This is a genomic window from Streptomyces sp. NPDC088157, assembly GCF_044741545.1.
Classification (GTDB): domain Bacteria; phylum Actinomycetota; class Actinomycetes; order Streptomycetales; family Streptomycetaceae; genus Streptomyces.
The window spans coordinates 352,775-366,404 of the sequence record NZ_JBIUSU010000005.1 but is presented as its reverse complement, the minus strand read 5'-3'; the positions used below and the strand labels follow the sequence as shown (position 1 = coordinate 366,404).

Genomic DNA, 13,630 nt, shown 5'->3' with positions numbered 1-13,630 from the left:
GCCTCCGGCGAGTTCCCTCGGGCCTCTCACCGCTGGCGCGTGTATGGAAAGCAGACCTTGAGCCCGAGATGACCTTGGTTCGCGGAGCGTGGAGATCCGCCGGGCTGTGTCGTGCCCGTAACTGATCAAGGACACGATGGTCCGCGCCGGTCAGTCCTCGGAGAAAGCCGCGCTGATCCATCAGCACTCCGACGACGACCGACAGCAGGAAGTTGCAGCGGGTCTCGACGCGACCGTGCGCAAGGCACGCCAGGAAGTGCAGGAAGCTGCGGTCGTGCCAGAAGCCGAGACAGCCGCCCCCGAAGATCAACGTTCTGGCACGAATCTGGCACGCGGCGAGTGATCGCCGAGCACAGCAAAAAGGCCCGGGTCGATGACCTGGGCCTTCTTCGTGGAGCGGGTGACGAGAATCGAACTCGCGCTCTCAGCTTGGGAAGCTGATGTTCTACCATTAAACTACACCCGCAAAAACGCCGGTCAGGACCGGTGTCGGAACGCTCCGTCACTCTACCTCATACCGGGCCCCGGGCGATGAAGCCTTGGGGGCCGAGTGCGTTTCCGGGGAGGGATCCGGCTGCGGGGAACCGGAGTTGGGGCGTACGGTGGAGGCGTGGAAGAGGGGTCGGGCGGGGTCGGAGTGCCGCCTGGAGGGTCGTCCCGATCGTCCCGTAATGTGGCTTTCATGGTCCGGCGGGCAGTAGCCGGACAGGGCTCTTGGGGAAGGGACTCATGGACTTGATGGAGCGCACCGTCGTCCGCTGTGCCGATGGGCATGTGTTCAGCACCGCTTCGTTCCCGATGCAGCAGGCTGAGCGGCTCGGTCCCGGACGGCTCGTCCGGTGTCCTCGGTGCACCCGGTTGCGGAGCGTCGTGCCGGTGACTCTCGAGAAGCGGTAGCAGGAGCAGAGCAGGAGCAGGAGCGGTGGTCGTCGGAGGAGCTGAGGCGCTGGAAGCGCTGTAGGCGTCGGCTGGCCTGGCGCGCGGAGTCGTCCGATGGTGATGGCTTCGCGCGCCATGCGTATCCTCGGGACGTGCTTCTCTCAGACAAGGACATCCGGGCCGAGATCGACGCCGGACGAGTGCGGATCGCCCCCTACGACGAATCCATGGTGCAGCCGTCGAGCATCGATGTACGGCTTGACCGGTACTTTCGGGTGTTCGAGAACCACAGGTACCCGCACATCGATCCCTCCGTCGAGCAGGCCGACCTGACCCGGCTGGTCGAGCCCGAGGGCGACGAGCCGTTCATCCTCCATCCGGGGGAGTTCGTGCTGGCGAGTACCTACGAGATCATCACGCTCCCCGACGACCTCGCCTCGCGGCTCGAGGGGAAGAGTTCCCTCGGCCGGCTGGGGCTGGTCACGCACTCCACCGCCGGCTTCATCGACCCCGGCTTCTCCGGACACGTGACGCTGGAGCTGTCCAACCTCGCCACCCTGCCGATCAAGCTCTGGCCCGGCATGAAGATCGGCCAGCTGTGCATGTTCCGGCTCACCTCGCCGGCCGAGTCCCCGTACGGCAGCGAGCGGTACGGGTCCCGGTACCAGGGCCAGCGCGGGCCGACGGCCTCCCGGTCCTTCCTCAACTTCCACCGGACCCAGGTGTGAGCGGCGACCCCGCGAGCGGCGTGGACGTGGCCCGGGAGAACCTGACCTACGAGCAGTTCGGCACCGCCGTCCGGGAGCTCGCGCAGACCATCGCCGACGACGGTTATGTACCCGACGTCGTGCTCAGCATCGCCCGCGGCGGTGTCTTCGTCGCCGGTGGGCTCGCCTACGCCCTCGACTGCAAGAACATCCACCTGGTGAACGTCGAGTTCTACACCGGGGTGGGGACCACGCTCGAGATGCCGGTCATGCTCGCGCCCGTCCCCGACGTCATCGACTTCTCGGACAAGAAGGTCCTGATCACCGACGACGTCGCCGACACGGGCAAGACGCTCAAGCTCGTCCGCGACTTCTGCCTGGACGCCGTCGCCGAGGTGCGCAGCGCCGTCGTCTACGAGAAGTCCCAGTCGCTCGTGAAGTGCGAGTACGTGTGGAAGCGGACCGACGACTCGGTCTGGATTAATTTCCCCTGGAGTGTTGAGCCGCCTGTGGTCCAGCACCACACCACCGTCCTGGACGCGTAAGCCCAGGTCGCAGCGCTGAGCCCCTGCCGTCCGGTGGGGGCTTCTGTGTGTCCGGCCAGCGAGAGCCGGGCCGCAGGTCGGAGCCCCTCGTACGGTCAAGGCAGAAGCCCCAACAGGGGCCAGCCGAAGGGGACTTCGGATGGCACGCGGGGAGCTGCAACGACTGACCAGCAACGCCACGGCACGTGTCGCAAGGACGATTTCCCGTTCTGGAAACCCGAACCCCTTGCCCCACACAGGCCACCTCGCAACGATCAGACGAGACGCTCCGTCCACGGGAAGGGGAACGCTCGTGAAGGTGACCATGCTGGCGACGACGTGCGACAAGAAGGACTGCCCGACGATCTACAAGACCGACCGGGGCACGATCCTCGTACAGGGCGAGACGCCCGAGGATCACGGGCTCAACATCCCCGGACACGAACACCTGGTAGAGATTCCTATGGATCTAATCCGAGAGGCGTTCGGTGGGCAGCTCTAAGCCCTCCCTGGGGGACCTGTTCGACAACTTCCGGCAGGAAGCGTTCCGGCTCGAAACCCTCGCCGACTACAGCCAATCTGGGAACGTCGACGCGTACCGGCTGTACCTCGACGGCCAGCCGCAGCCTGCCGACTACAACGCTGACTGGCTCGACGAGATTCGGGCCTATGTCGACTCAGGACGCCGCGTGTACCGCGTCCACATCCTCACGCGGCCACTCAGCCCGTATCTGCGGTTCGAACTCGGGTGGGGCTACCGGACGAATGCCACGGCCGGTGAAGAGTTCTTCATCCTCGATGTGACCGACCGGCCGAACCCTCTCCCCAATGATGTGGGTGACTTCTGGCTGTTCGACTCAATCACTCCGGCACGCTTCCGCTACAGCCATGACGGCAAATTCCTCGGGGCCGATGTACTGCCGGATGATCGGGGCCCCGAGTACGCGACCTACCGTGCCACAGCTCTAGCTGACGCTGTTCCGTTCGCGGACTGGTGGGCAAAGTACGGGGAGTGAACCGTTCAGAGCTTGGTGCGGCGCTGCGGGTACTACGACATGCCTCGGGGAAAGAGGCCAAAGTCGTTGCCCGTGGCGCTGTCATGTCGGCCAGCAAGTTGAGCAAGATCGAGACCGGCAAGACTTCAGCAACCGCTGATGACATCGACCGCATCCTGACCGCCATCGGCGTCTCAGACGACGTCAAAGCCGAGTACATGGATGCCGCCCGTGCGGCAGCAACAGAATCCACAGCATGGCGTCTCATACAACGTGCAGGGCTCCATAAGGCACAGAGACAGTTGAGGGCTCTTGAAGCCCGCATGACGCTCCTACGACTCTTCCAGCCCGCCCTGGTGCCGGGCCTCCTCCAGACCCCCGAGTACATGCGGGCGATTCTGTCCCGGCACGACGACCTGACAGAGGAAGCGGTCCGTCAGACCGTGAGCGCGAGGCTTGAACGGCAAGAGGTTCTGTACGACGCGGGAAAGACACTGCGGTTCGTGATCACAGAACCTGTTCTCCGCTGGCTGATTGTGCCTCCCATGGTCATGGTCGGGCAGATAGACCGGCTCATCTCCGTGTCAAGGCTCCCGAACGTTGACGTCCTCATGGTGCCTCTCGCAGGCCCGAAGCACGATATTCCCAATCACGCTTTCGTGGTCCGTGACGATCGCGCGGTGACGGTAGAGACCGTGCACGCGGAAGTTGTCGTGACCGACCCGAGAGACGTTGCACTGTACGTCGCCAAGTTCGATGGATTTGCATCCGGCGCTCTTCAGGGCGACGACATGAGGGCAGCTCTGGCGTCCATCAGAGACGACCTTTTGCAGCAACGGGAAAGCGGCTAGCAGCCGCTGGCAAACCGGCCCACGATGGTTCCCAGCGAATCGAGATGCGATGAAAGGGCGGGCGACGGTGATCACCAGAACGGCAGCCTCAGAGACCGACGCATGTCGGGGCGATTACGTTACGTACCCGCCAAATGGAGCGAAGTGCTCCGACTGTCAGCAGCCTTTCAAGAGCATGGACCGCGTTTGGCGGGTGACTATCGAGCGTCAGTCCGGAACCCCAGCTCATGGTTCTTACCGGCATTACGAGGGGTGTGTGTGATGCTCGGCCCGATTGCCCCATTCATGCCCGTGACGATGCAGAACCCTAAATTTCCGAGGGAAGCGAAGACGAACAGGACCGACCCTCCTCCGGAAAGGGAGCGGACCGCAAACCCGCAGCAGCCGTCCCCACCAAACAAGGAAGAGGCCCCCGGTTAGGTCCGGGGGCTTCCTCGTTTCATCTACCAGTCATGCCGGAACTTCACTGGAGTGAGGTAGTCAGACTCGATTGCAGCATCTAGCACGCTTTCACTGCCGGTTGGGTCCATCCCACCAAAACCGAGAGGTCCGAATTCCTCGACCTCGGCCTGCCAGTCATCATGGATACGGGCAGGGGGACCGCCTCGCACCCATCCTCGATGCTGCTTAGCAAACTCCCGAGCCTCATCCATGGCGTTCACTTCAGGCGGCCTCCATTGTCGAGGTAGTTCGCGTATCGCTCATTCTCGAAGTCCTGGTTCCTTTCCCCGGCAGTGCGAGTATCTTCCCTATCGACCTTCGCGCGAGCGGCTCGGTCGGCGTAGTCGCTCTTCTCTTCCTCGGTGAGCTGAGAGACCGACCACTTGCGGATTCCGTCACCCGGAATGGTGGCAGCCTCCAGCTTTGCCAGGGCTTCCCCAATACTGAATGTGGCTCCACCAGCAGTCACATTCGGGTCCAAGCCTCCACGACCCAACTTCACCGGCACGACGAAGGGAACTCCGTCAAGGTCTGCGAACGCGTCAGGAAGCTTACTCAGCAGAGCGTCACGCCTGGAGAAAATCTCACGGAGCAGCGCAACAGCCTTCGAGGCATCCTCAGTAAGAGCAGTAGCCTCCTTGTCGGAGTACCGACTAAACGCGTCTGTCCGGTAAAGACGCTCGTACTCGCTATCCAAAACCCTGCGAGCCTCGTGAGCAAGACGGGCACCCGTAGCAATGGCCGATTCAAGGCGATTCAGCTCCGCGTGCAAGCCGGACAGGTCGTCATGGGTGATAGGGGCCGGAGCGTCCTTGCCAGCCTCTACGGCGGCCGTCAGTGCCTTTTCGTATGCCTGCTCAGCAGTCGATCGCTGAGCAATGGAATCCAGGAACGCAACCATCTGAATCTGGTGAGAATCGATCTGCCTACCGACGTAAGCAAGTCGCTTAACGAGTTCGGTTCCAGCCTTCTTCACACCGGCATCATCGGTGGAATGCTCCTGGTATCCGGCAGGGAGTGCAGGAATCTCGAAGGGCTTGCGCTTAGTGGGGTCAGTCAGGTACTCAAGCTTGTCGGCAAGCTTGCGATTCTCCCTCTCCAATTGATTCACATGAGCCTGATTCACCGGCTGGTGCCGGTACTCAAGCGACGGAACATCAAAGTCTAGGATGGGGTTAAAAGTCTCAGGCATGCTTGTTCTCCAGTTCATTCAGTAGATTGGCTGCAATCTCGGCAGCCTGCTCTTGCTTCAAGATTTCGTTCTGTTCGTGCTTGGCTCGCTTACGGGCCTGCTTCTCAAGGCGGAATCGTTGGAGCCATCCTCGGAATCCCCGTTCGACCAAGCCGAGGTAATCCCCTACCGGACCGCTGTAGACGCGCACTGCGCCGTCTGAAGAGGCAACCAGGGTGAGACCAACAGCGGTGCCGTTCCCACCGGCTGGGATTGCTGGGATGGCATGGTGAAGTACTGGAGCCGAGTAGGTGAGCCACAGCGGTATCCGGGAATCACTGGTTTCCAGATGGGGTGCTCGGTAGAACACGGCCCTGGACTTCGAATCCAGTAGCCGAGGAGTAGTGGCATTGGTCATCGATAGCTCCCTTCCTTGCGGATGTGGAAGTGGTTGTGATCCTGATACCACTTCCTAGCAATGATTCGATGGCACTCCTTGCAGTGATACTGGAGCCCATCCGGCGATTTGGTTTGCTTGTAGAACTTCTTCTCAGGCTTGAGGGTGTTGCACTTCGGGCATAGCTTCATGGGTCGTCCCTTCAATTGAAGGTTGGTGGGGAAATAAAAAAGCCACCTCGGAGGGTGGCAGTGTTGCGAGTAAAGAACCCTGCCTCTCCCCGGGGATACATGACCGAGGAGAGACAGGAGCGCTGTGAGGATTCAGCGCTAGAGCATCCGCGCTACTTAGGAGGGGGCAGCAGCGGACTAGCCGGGTAGAACAACGGAAGACCCGGCGTCAACTAGGTGGAGGATCAGGAGGTGGTTTCTGATCCTCAGTGGACGGGGCAGCTTTGATACTGACCTCGCCCTAGTGGGGGCGGTTCTTCCTGGGAGCAATTTGCACCAGGGCCGCCGCCGGCCCTGACGTTCCATCAGGTCAGAGGCGTGATGAGCCACACCTGACGGATGCACAGATTGCAGTCAAGAACATCTTTGAAGGTAGCTACCAGGCGGCGGCTACATTCAAGCCGCCGTGACCAAGTCAAGACGACCATCCCCCTTCGCAAAGCTATGGGGGTGGTTGTTGCCGACTGGTCATCGGTGGATGGAATGAGAAACAACTGTCAGATGGTCCATGAACGGATGGAGGTCACCGTTAAGCACCGGAGTGCATAGCAGTAGGTGTAGGTGAGATCCAGTAGTGAATCTGTCGAAGGCCATCTGTCCATCACGAACACGAGAACCCTAGGGTTCTCTCTCATCTGGGATTGAAGAGCCAGACCTTAACCGTCTGGCGATAGAAGACACTCCGGAGGACAGACAGGAGTTAGCTCCTGGCTAGTACCGACGGAGGAGGACCGGGCATCTGGACTCAGATGCGGCCTTCCATCCCCAGATGGCTTCTGGCTCATCTGGGTCTATGAATCTACTTAGCCGCCAAAGCGGCTACAAGACTAAGCCCCTGGGTCTGATACCCAGGGGCATATCAAAGATATCTTTATGGTCGTGACCCTCAGATGGGTCACTCTCAGTCGGCCAGCGGGTAGAGCTGGCCTCTACTGAGGACATTGTTAGTCCTGTCGTCCAGCCGGGGGAGGCCGGACTCTTCACTAGGGCCATAAGTCTTCACTTGCTGTGGCGGCTCCTACTAGGGCCATAAGTTAGTCGTCCTCCAGGTGGGTCAAGTCGGCGAGGTCCCCCACCTGGAGATAGAACGTGGTCTTAGCTCCTCGCTTTTGGCCAATGACTTCCTTTCGGAGCCAACCACTCTCTATCAGGACCTCGATCCCACGGTCTGTATAGGAGCGGAGGTGTCCAGCACGGTTGCACTTGCCTACTGCATCCGCCAAGGAACGCAGGGGGATAGTTACCTGAGAGTCCTCTCCGGACAGTCGGGCTATCTGCCTCGCAACGTCCCTTCCGCTACGGGGCACGTACTGTATTGCCTCCTTGTACCAAAGGGCGGCTTGCCCAGTAGGCGGTGTGTGTTCTGCGGCGAAGAGGAACCCTCTTTTACGTACCTTCCGGCTGCGCTCTTCGATCTCAGCCGCAGAGGTGGCGAGGAAGCCCTCATTCGCCGCCTCCTGGACTTTTACCGGCTCGGTGGGGGATTCCTTCGGGGAGGCCGTGACAACCGTAGAGAAGGTCTCTTGCGGCCTCTCGGGGCAAGGCGTATTGATCACCGGATTGGCGCAGGGGCAGAACGGACTGTTGCACTTGGCTACAGCGGTAGTCATGAGGTAGCTCCTTCTGGGCATAAAGAAAGGGGCCAGTCGAAATGACTAGCCCCTGATGGGTTCTCGCTATATTGGATTATTGGGTCGAGCTGGCCGTCCGGCGGAAGCTCAAATCAAGTAGAACATCAAGGTTTAGATGAAACTAGCGGTTGGCGCTCTGGCTGATCGTGTGGGCCACGGATATAGGCACACCCAGACGTTGCAAAGTTTCGAATATCTCAGGCTGACTCATCCCCTGTTTGTGCAGAACTTCGGATAGCTCAGCGGCTAGAGCGTCTCGGGACTCTCTCGGGTTCATTTGCGGGAACGGCACAAGAAATCTCCAGTTAGCGATGATGCTCCTAATTCCAACCCGTTTCAGAGCAGGCTAAAGCATCAGCAGATTCTGATTCCCGATGGATTAAGAGTGGATAGGCAACAGGTCCATCACTGGGTACATCGTTCGGTACAGCTTCGGCGTTACAGGTCTGGAGGTGTGATCCGGGTCTCAGGCTTTTCTAGGTGGACCACCTAACTAAGTAACTAAGTAAGTGGGAGGGAGGGTTTCAGGTAAAGGGTGTTCTCCAGCTACCTAAGAGCAAGTGGCAATAGCAGCCCGTGAGTTGACGTCTCAAGCCAGGGGGGAGGGGACCCCCTCTTCAACCGCAATCGAGTAGCCCGGACCGTTGCTCAGCTAGACCCCTGGGGGCCGGCTCTTGAGTCGGCCCCTTCGGTATGTCTGGGGTAGTGGGTGGTCGGCAAGACCCCCGGTGCCCCGTGTCGCCCCCTGCCGCCCTCTCAGGGCCTCCCCGGCACCCAACCTGACTCCGGGGTCTCTAGCCGTCCAGCGGCCCCCTTGCGGCCCGCCCTCCGGCACGGGTGGCCTATCTACGGTGAGCGGCTTCGGTCTGCCCTGTCGGCAACGTCGTGAGCTTCGATCTGAACGACTGAGAGAAGAGAGCGAGAGTGCCCGCCCGAAGGCTGGGAGAAAGGAGCTTAGGCAAGTACTCAGGCTTGTTTGCCGATGATGTCGACGGAAGCTTTAGCAGCACTCGTTTCGTGGTGTTGCTGAGAGTGTTTGTGAGTGCCCATATGGGTGCCAGGGGGGTGGGGAGGGGGTCTACCCATGCGCGTTTCCGGATCGGGACGTCACATGGGCCGCCAATGCGTACGGGTTCTAGTGGACTTGAAAGTCAGAAAAGAGAGGCCATTTAGAGGGTGTGACCACAATCACGTACCCTTGGCATTACTGGGGAAGAGGCGCTTTTTGCTGAATCCGTCCACATCCTGGATTCCTTAATTTCGCCCGGACATGAGAAAGCCCCCGGCTCGACACCGGGGGCTGCCTATTTGGGGCTCAGGCCGCCTGTTCGGCCTGCTTCAGTAGTGGAAGTGCTCGGAGGTCCTCCGCCGACTCGGCGATACCGTCCGGAGCCCCCATCATCTGAAGGTAAGCGGCATGAACGGCCTTGTCGTATTCCTTCGAGTCGAATTGATTCTCAGAGTCGGCAGCGGCCGCGTCACTGGTCATGTCGCCGATCACTGCGAAGAATGCTTCTCCGTCGTATTTCACGGGCAAGATGCGGAACCCTGCACGTCGGAGGAAAGGCCCTCGCTCCTGCCATCCTTGGAGCCCAGCCCACATCTCACCGTAAGTCTTACCTGTTCCCACTTCTTTCCAGTACCCGGGAATGAAAGGTTCCCTTTCCAGCTTAGCGAGTTCTCCCGAGTTGGTTTCCTGTGCAGCTACCAGGCTGGAAATGACAGCAGCGGAGGAAGCCTGACCGATTGCGGCAGTCAGGTTTGAGATAGATGCCTTGAGTTCCTCAATGCGCTTCCTGTTGTTCTTGCCGGGAACCCAGGTGCGCTCGATCATCTCAGTTTCGCCGTACCCCTTGAGGAACCTTTCCGCCAGTTCGTTGAGAACAACATCTTGAGGCCAGGTGGGTTGGAATCCGCACGAGGTGCCGTTCAGGATTCGAGATCCACACCGGAATACGTGGTATGCCTTGGTGGTGCCGTCCTTACGGGCATTGTTTCTTACTTCCGGGTAGAGGCGGCAGCCGCACGGGCAAAGAGCGAGTCCTGAAATCGGATTGGTGTTGCCCCGGATGCCGCTCCGATTCTTGCCCATGTTCTGCAATGCGTCCTGGAGGCGGTCAAATTCTTCGTCTGTCAGGATCGGGTCGGCCCACCTGACATCCATCCCATGTTCTTTAAATGTCTCGCCGTTATGCATGGCCAGCCCCTTCACGGCTGGCTTTTTCAAGATTGCTCCAAGGTTACTGGAGGACCACTTGCTCCCCCTGATCTCCGGAGCAATCCCCTTGGCGATTGCTGTTTCACTCCGCTGGTAATCCTTCGGGGTAAGGACTCCGCGTGTGTTCCAGTCGCGGGCAATCTTGCCGAGAGACCATTCGTCGTTGATGATCCGCTCGTAGGCTTCCCGGATCAGTTCGGAAGTCACCGGGTCAAGAAAGAGTTTAAATCTTTCCTTTCCATCATGGCTGACACGTTCCGGCCGGTACCCGAATGGCCATGTGCCGCCTGCCCAGAGGCGTGCCGCCCTGAACGAGACATTCTGATTTATGCGCTTCTCCGAGATCGCCTCTCGGTATGCCTGAGCTTGGGACGCCTTGACATAGGCAATCACTCGGCCGGTGCCGGTGTGAATGTCCAGCCCTGGGTCATCGAGACAAATGATTTCTTTGTCCCCCTGGTGGCACCTCTCGGCAAATGCTTCCCAGTGAGCCTGGTTTCTCGTGATCCGGTCCAACGACGTGACAAGAATTGCGTCCCACTCGTGCCACAGTGGTTGCTTCATCCACTTGCCCAGCTTGGGCCGGTCATCAAGATTGATCTTGCCGGAAATGGTGGCGTCCACTACGTCGTCCACGACGATGCACCCGGTGCCCTTGAGGGCCTCTGTCTGCTGCTCCTGCTGTCGGTCCAGCGAGCTGCTCGACTCGGTGTCGCGGCTGATGCGGCGGACGAGGAGCACCCGCATACCTGTGTCCAGCTTGTACAACGCCCTGGCTCCCTTACCTCGACCGTGTGTGCCTGCGAGGCCAGTCTAGGCGCGTGTGGAAGAAGACTGAACCGACGACTGGATCAACTTTCCGTGGAGCGTTCTGCCGGTAGTGCGTAAGTCGGGGGAGCCGATCACGCCGTCCGGGGAAGCGCTGTAGGGCGTCGGTCGACGAACCGGCCGCGGGGCCGGTGGTCGGGTCGCGAACCGCTCCACATCCGTGTCGCTACGCGTCACCGCCGTGTCGACACCCTTCACAGCCCTCTGGTCCCTCCGGGTAGCTGCCGCCGGGACCGGGTCAGCGGGCCGGCGGGAGCTCCGGCAACGCGGCGACCTCGGCCGCCCGGATCCGGTAACGGCCGGCGAGTGGGTGGGCGGCGGGCAGGATCGCCACCTGTCCTTCGGATCCTGATCAACAACGCCTGCCCCGGCTACGTGGCCACCGACCTCAACGGGTCCAGCGGTACGCGGACCCCCGGGCAGGGCGCGGCGATCGTCATCCGGTTGGCGACTCTGCCCGACGACGGCCCCACCGGCCGGCTGTTCGACGACCAGGGAGTCGTGCCCTGGTGACTCGTCCCTCGCTGCGCAACGCGTATCGCGTGACGCAGCGAGGCGGGGTCGGGCCGGCGTCTGTCTCGGCCCGACACGTCTCGAACGTTCCTCCGGGCTACCGGACTTGGCGGACCTTGACGCCGTCCGGCTCGAAGTCGTAGATGTAGTCGTTGAGGCGGAGGCCGTCGACCGCGCCGATCCACATGAAGTCCCGCCCCTTGCCCACGGCGGCCGTGTAGATGGTCGGCCTGGCGTTGACGTTGGTGAACGAGGCCTTCAGCTGGGTGAAGGTGCACTGCGCGGCCTGGTTGCAGCTTGTCTCGCCGCCCGTGAGGTACCAGTAGCCGGTCGTCGTGGCGTCGAGGAACGGGCTCCAGCCGTTCGTGACCGGGGACGCGTTCGGCACCCACACCAGCGTGGAGTAGTCGTCGGTGGACGTCACGTCCGGGTCGATCTCGAACCTGATGTTCGGCATGTTCGCCGGGCCCCCGTAGGAGACGTTCTCGCCCGTCTGGAACACGTGGAAGCCGACGCGCCGCAGCCCCAGCAGGCGCTTCCCGTAGAAGTCCACTTCATTGCCGAAGTCGACCTTCTCGCTGGGAGGGGTCAGCGTGGTGGAGTTGTTCGCCACCTCGATGCCGAGGCTGCCCTGCCCGTACGGCGGACTGGCGGCAGTGCCCGTCACGCCGAACGGGCCGTAGGGCCCCTTGCGCAGTGCGGCGACGGGAGAGCCGATCGTGTTGCGGGCGATCACGCCCCAGTGGTCCGGGCGGTGGGCCTGGTTGTTGTTCGTGTCGGCGGACGCCGATCCCGGGAGGCCGGCGGCCGTCACGGCGACCAGCAGGGCCGTCACGAGGAGCGTTCCCCGTCTCAAGCCAAGGCGAGCTTTCACGCGCACTCCTTGTAGGAGGTTGTCAGGAAACAGTCACAATATATTACTTTCTGTAGTTGATACGGTTCGACATGCGGCTATTTGGCGGTTTCGCGTCCCCGCGCTCTCGTGAAATTCTCACGTTGGGTGACGGGCATGCCAAAGGCCCCCGGCCATCAGCCGAGGGCCCTACGGGTGTCCGTCAGGTGCTAGAAGGTGCCCAGCTTCACGATCGACAGCAGTGCGATCAGCTGGATCGACGCCGCGCCCAGCGCCTTGGGCCACGGGAGGTCGTGGGAGCGGCTGACCATCAGGGTCAGGAGGGCGCCGGCCGCCACCCATGTCACCCAGCCCAGCAGTTGTACGAACGACGCGTCGCCGCCGAAGAACATCGCGACGACCAGGCGCGGGGCGTCCGTGAGGGACATGACCAGCATGGAGAGGCCAACGGTGGGCTGCCATGCTCCGTCGCCGCCCAGCTGGCGGGCCAAAGTGTGGGTGACCACGCCCAGGACGAAGGAGCTCAGCACCATCGCGACGGCCGTCGTCAGGACGATCGGGATCGCGTTGGAGAGCGTCGCGTTTATCGCGTCCGTGCGCGCGCCGTCGAAGCCGAAGACCGCGAGCAGCCCGTAGAGGAACGTGACGACGAGAGCGGGGCCCCACATCGTGTAGTCCCGCATCTGGAGGAAGGTCTGCTTGGGGGTGAGGACGATGCCCTTCAGTAGTTCCTTCCAGTGCAGGCGGGGACCGATCGGGCCCGCCGGGGCCGAGCCGGCGTGGTACGTACCACCCTGGTTGTACTGGTCGTACTGGTTGTGTTCGTCGATCGAGAACGCCTGGGTGTGACCCGGGTTGTTCGCGGCGTACGGGTCGTGCGGGGCGCCCCCCGGGCCGCCCGGAGCGCCGTACGGGGCGTCGCCGCCGAAGTACTCCGGCTCGTCGCCGTTCTGGCCGCCGTACCCGCCGCCGTTCGCCTGCGGCCACTGGCCGCCGCCCGCGCCTGCGCCCGTGCCGCCGTACTGCGGACGCTGCTGCGGGTACGGCTGCTGGGCCGACGGGTAGCCGTACGACGGCCCCGAGGGTCCCGACGGCCCAGCGGACCTCGATGGTCCCTGGGGCGCCTGCTGCCCGTGCGAAGGGTGTTGCGGTCGCGCTTGCGGGGCACGGTTGTCCCGGCCGCCCCGTCCGATCCTGAATCCAGCCACGTCTTCGAACGTACCTGGTCCCGCTGAGTGGCGTACCGGGGCCTGCCGTCCGGGTACGGCTTTGCTGCCGAGCTGTGACATCCCCTAAGGGGAACGACGGGGCGGGAGCCGGCGGTTCGTCAGGGGAGCTCCGTAGGGGGAGAGGTGGCGTTCTACGGGGCGTGGGGGAGGGGGAGGCGGGCAA

Annotated in this window: 11 protein-coding genes, 1 tRNA gene and 3 pseudogenes; 8 read left to right on the top strand and 7 right to left on the bottom strand. The window is 62.0% G+C overall.

Translation table 11 applies throughout. The features are described 5' to 3' along the window. Positions 1-124: 124 nt before the first annotated feature. Positions 125-343 (top strand): annotated as a pseudogene (locus ACIPFH_RS21725) (site-specific integrase); the annotation flags it as partial. A gap of 49 nt (positions 344-392) precedes the next feature. On the opposite strand, the gene ACIPFH_RS21720 reads toward ACIPFH_RS21725, so the two are convergent. Further along, a tRNA-Gly gene (locus ACIPFH_RS21720) sits at positions 393-466 on the bottom strand. Positions 467-1,031: 565 nt separating this feature from the next. On the opposite strand from ACIPFH_RS21720, the gene dcd reads away from it, so the two are divergent. From dcd to ACIPFH_RS21695, 5 genes are all read left to right on the top strand, one after another. Next, complete coding sequence (gene dcd, locus ACIPFH_RS21715) at positions 1,032-1,607, top strand: dCTP deaminase (protein ID WP_356247059.1); 576 nt, start codon at positions 1,032-1,034, stop codon at positions 1,605-1,607. Positions 1,608-1,627: 20 nt separating this feature from the next. Next, positions 1,628-2,131: a phosphoribosyltransferase gene (locus ACIPFH_RS21710; RefSeq protein WP_401829220.1), complete on the top strand. Its 504-nt coding sequence runs from the start codon at positions 1,628-1,630 to the stop codon at positions 2,129-2,131. A gap of 292 nt (positions 2,132-2,423) precedes the next feature. Next, on the top strand, positions 2,424-2,612 hold the full coding sequence (locus ACIPFH_RS21705; protein ID WP_401828528.1) for a hypothetical protein: 189 nt from the start codon (positions 2,424-2,426) through the stop codon (positions 2,610-2,612). Further along, entirely contained in the window at positions 2,599-3,126 is a 528-nt protein-coding gene (locus ACIPFH_RS21700) for a DUF6879 family protein (RefSeq protein ID WP_401828526.1), read from the top strand. The genes ACIPFH_RS21705 and ACIPFH_RS21700 overlap by 14 nt, the downstream gene beginning before the upstream one ends. Beyond that, positions 3,123-3,956 carry a helix-turn-helix domain-containing protein gene (locus ACIPFH_RS21695; protein WP_401828525.1) on the top strand — a complete coding sequence of 278 codons (834 nt, stop codon included), beginning with the start codon at positions 3,123-3,125 and terminating at the stop codon, positions 3,954-3,956. The genes ACIPFH_RS21700 and ACIPFH_RS21695 overlap by 4 nt, the downstream gene beginning before the upstream one ends. A gap of 658 nt (positions 3,957-4,614) precedes the next feature. On the opposite strand, the gene ACIPFH_RS21690 is transcribed toward ACIPFH_RS21695, so the two are convergent. The 4 genes from ACIPFH_RS21690 to ACIPFH_RS21675 all read right to left on the bottom strand — a co-directional run bounded on the left by ACIPFH_RS21690 (position 4,615) and on the right by ACIPFH_RS21675 (position 10,812). Beyond that, complete coding sequence (locus tag ACIPFH_RS21690) at positions 4,615-5,589, bottom strand: hypothetical protein (protein WP_401828523.1); 975 nt, start codon at positions 5,587-5,589, stop codon at positions 4,615-4,617. After that, on the bottom strand, positions 5,582-5,986 hold the full coding sequence (locus ACIPFH_RS21685) for a hypothetical protein (RefSeq protein ID WP_401828522.1): 405 nt from the start codon (positions 5,984-5,986) through the stop codon (positions 5,582-5,584). The genes ACIPFH_RS21690 and ACIPFH_RS21685 overlap by 8 nt, the downstream gene beginning before the upstream one ends. Positions 5,987-7,229: 1,243 nt before the next feature. Further along, positions 7,230-7,805, bottom strand: coding sequence for a hypothetical protein (locus ACIPFH_RS21680; RefSeq protein ID WP_401828520.1), 576 nt, complete (start codon positions 7,803-7,805; stop codon positions 7,230-7,232). Between the two features lie 1,336 nt (positions 7,806-9,141). Continuing rightward, entirely contained in the window at positions 9,142-10,812 is a 1,671-nt protein-coding gene (locus tag ACIPFH_RS21675) for a recombinase family protein (RefSeq protein ID WP_401828518.1), read from the bottom strand. A 70-nt stretch (positions 10,813-10,882) separates the two neighbouring features. Here ACIPFH_RS21675 and ACIPFH_RS21670 point away from each other — a divergent pair. Together ACIPFH_RS21670 and ACIPFH_RS21665 are read left to right on the top strand one after the other, a co-directional pair. Continuing rightward, positions 10,883-10,972, top strand: a pseudogene (locus tag ACIPFH_RS21670) (phosphoribosyltransferase); the annotation flags it as partial. Positions 10,973-11,217: 245 nt separating this feature from the next. Beyond that, positions 11,218-11,385 (top strand): annotated as a pseudogene (locus tag ACIPFH_RS21665) (dehydrogenase); the annotation flags it as partial. Positions 11,386-11,482: 97 nt separating this feature from the next. Here ACIPFH_RS21665 and ACIPFH_RS21660 read toward each other — a convergent pair. Together ACIPFH_RS21660 and ACIPFH_RS21655 are read right to left on the bottom strand one after the other, a co-directional pair. Further along, positions 11,483-12,220: a hypothetical protein gene (locus tag ACIPFH_RS21660; RefSeq protein WP_401828516.1), complete on the bottom strand. Its 738-nt coding sequence runs from the start codon at positions 12,218-12,220 to the stop codon at positions 11,483-11,485. A 227-nt stretch (positions 12,221-12,447) separates the two neighbouring features. Beyond that, positions 12,448-13,527 (bottom strand): Yip1 family protein, encoded by a 1,080-nt coding sequence (locus tag ACIPFH_RS21655; RefSeq protein WP_401828514.1) that lies wholly within the window; start codon positions 13,525-13,527, stop codon positions 12,448-12,450. Between the last annotated feature and the right edge of the window lie 103 nt (positions 13,528-13,630).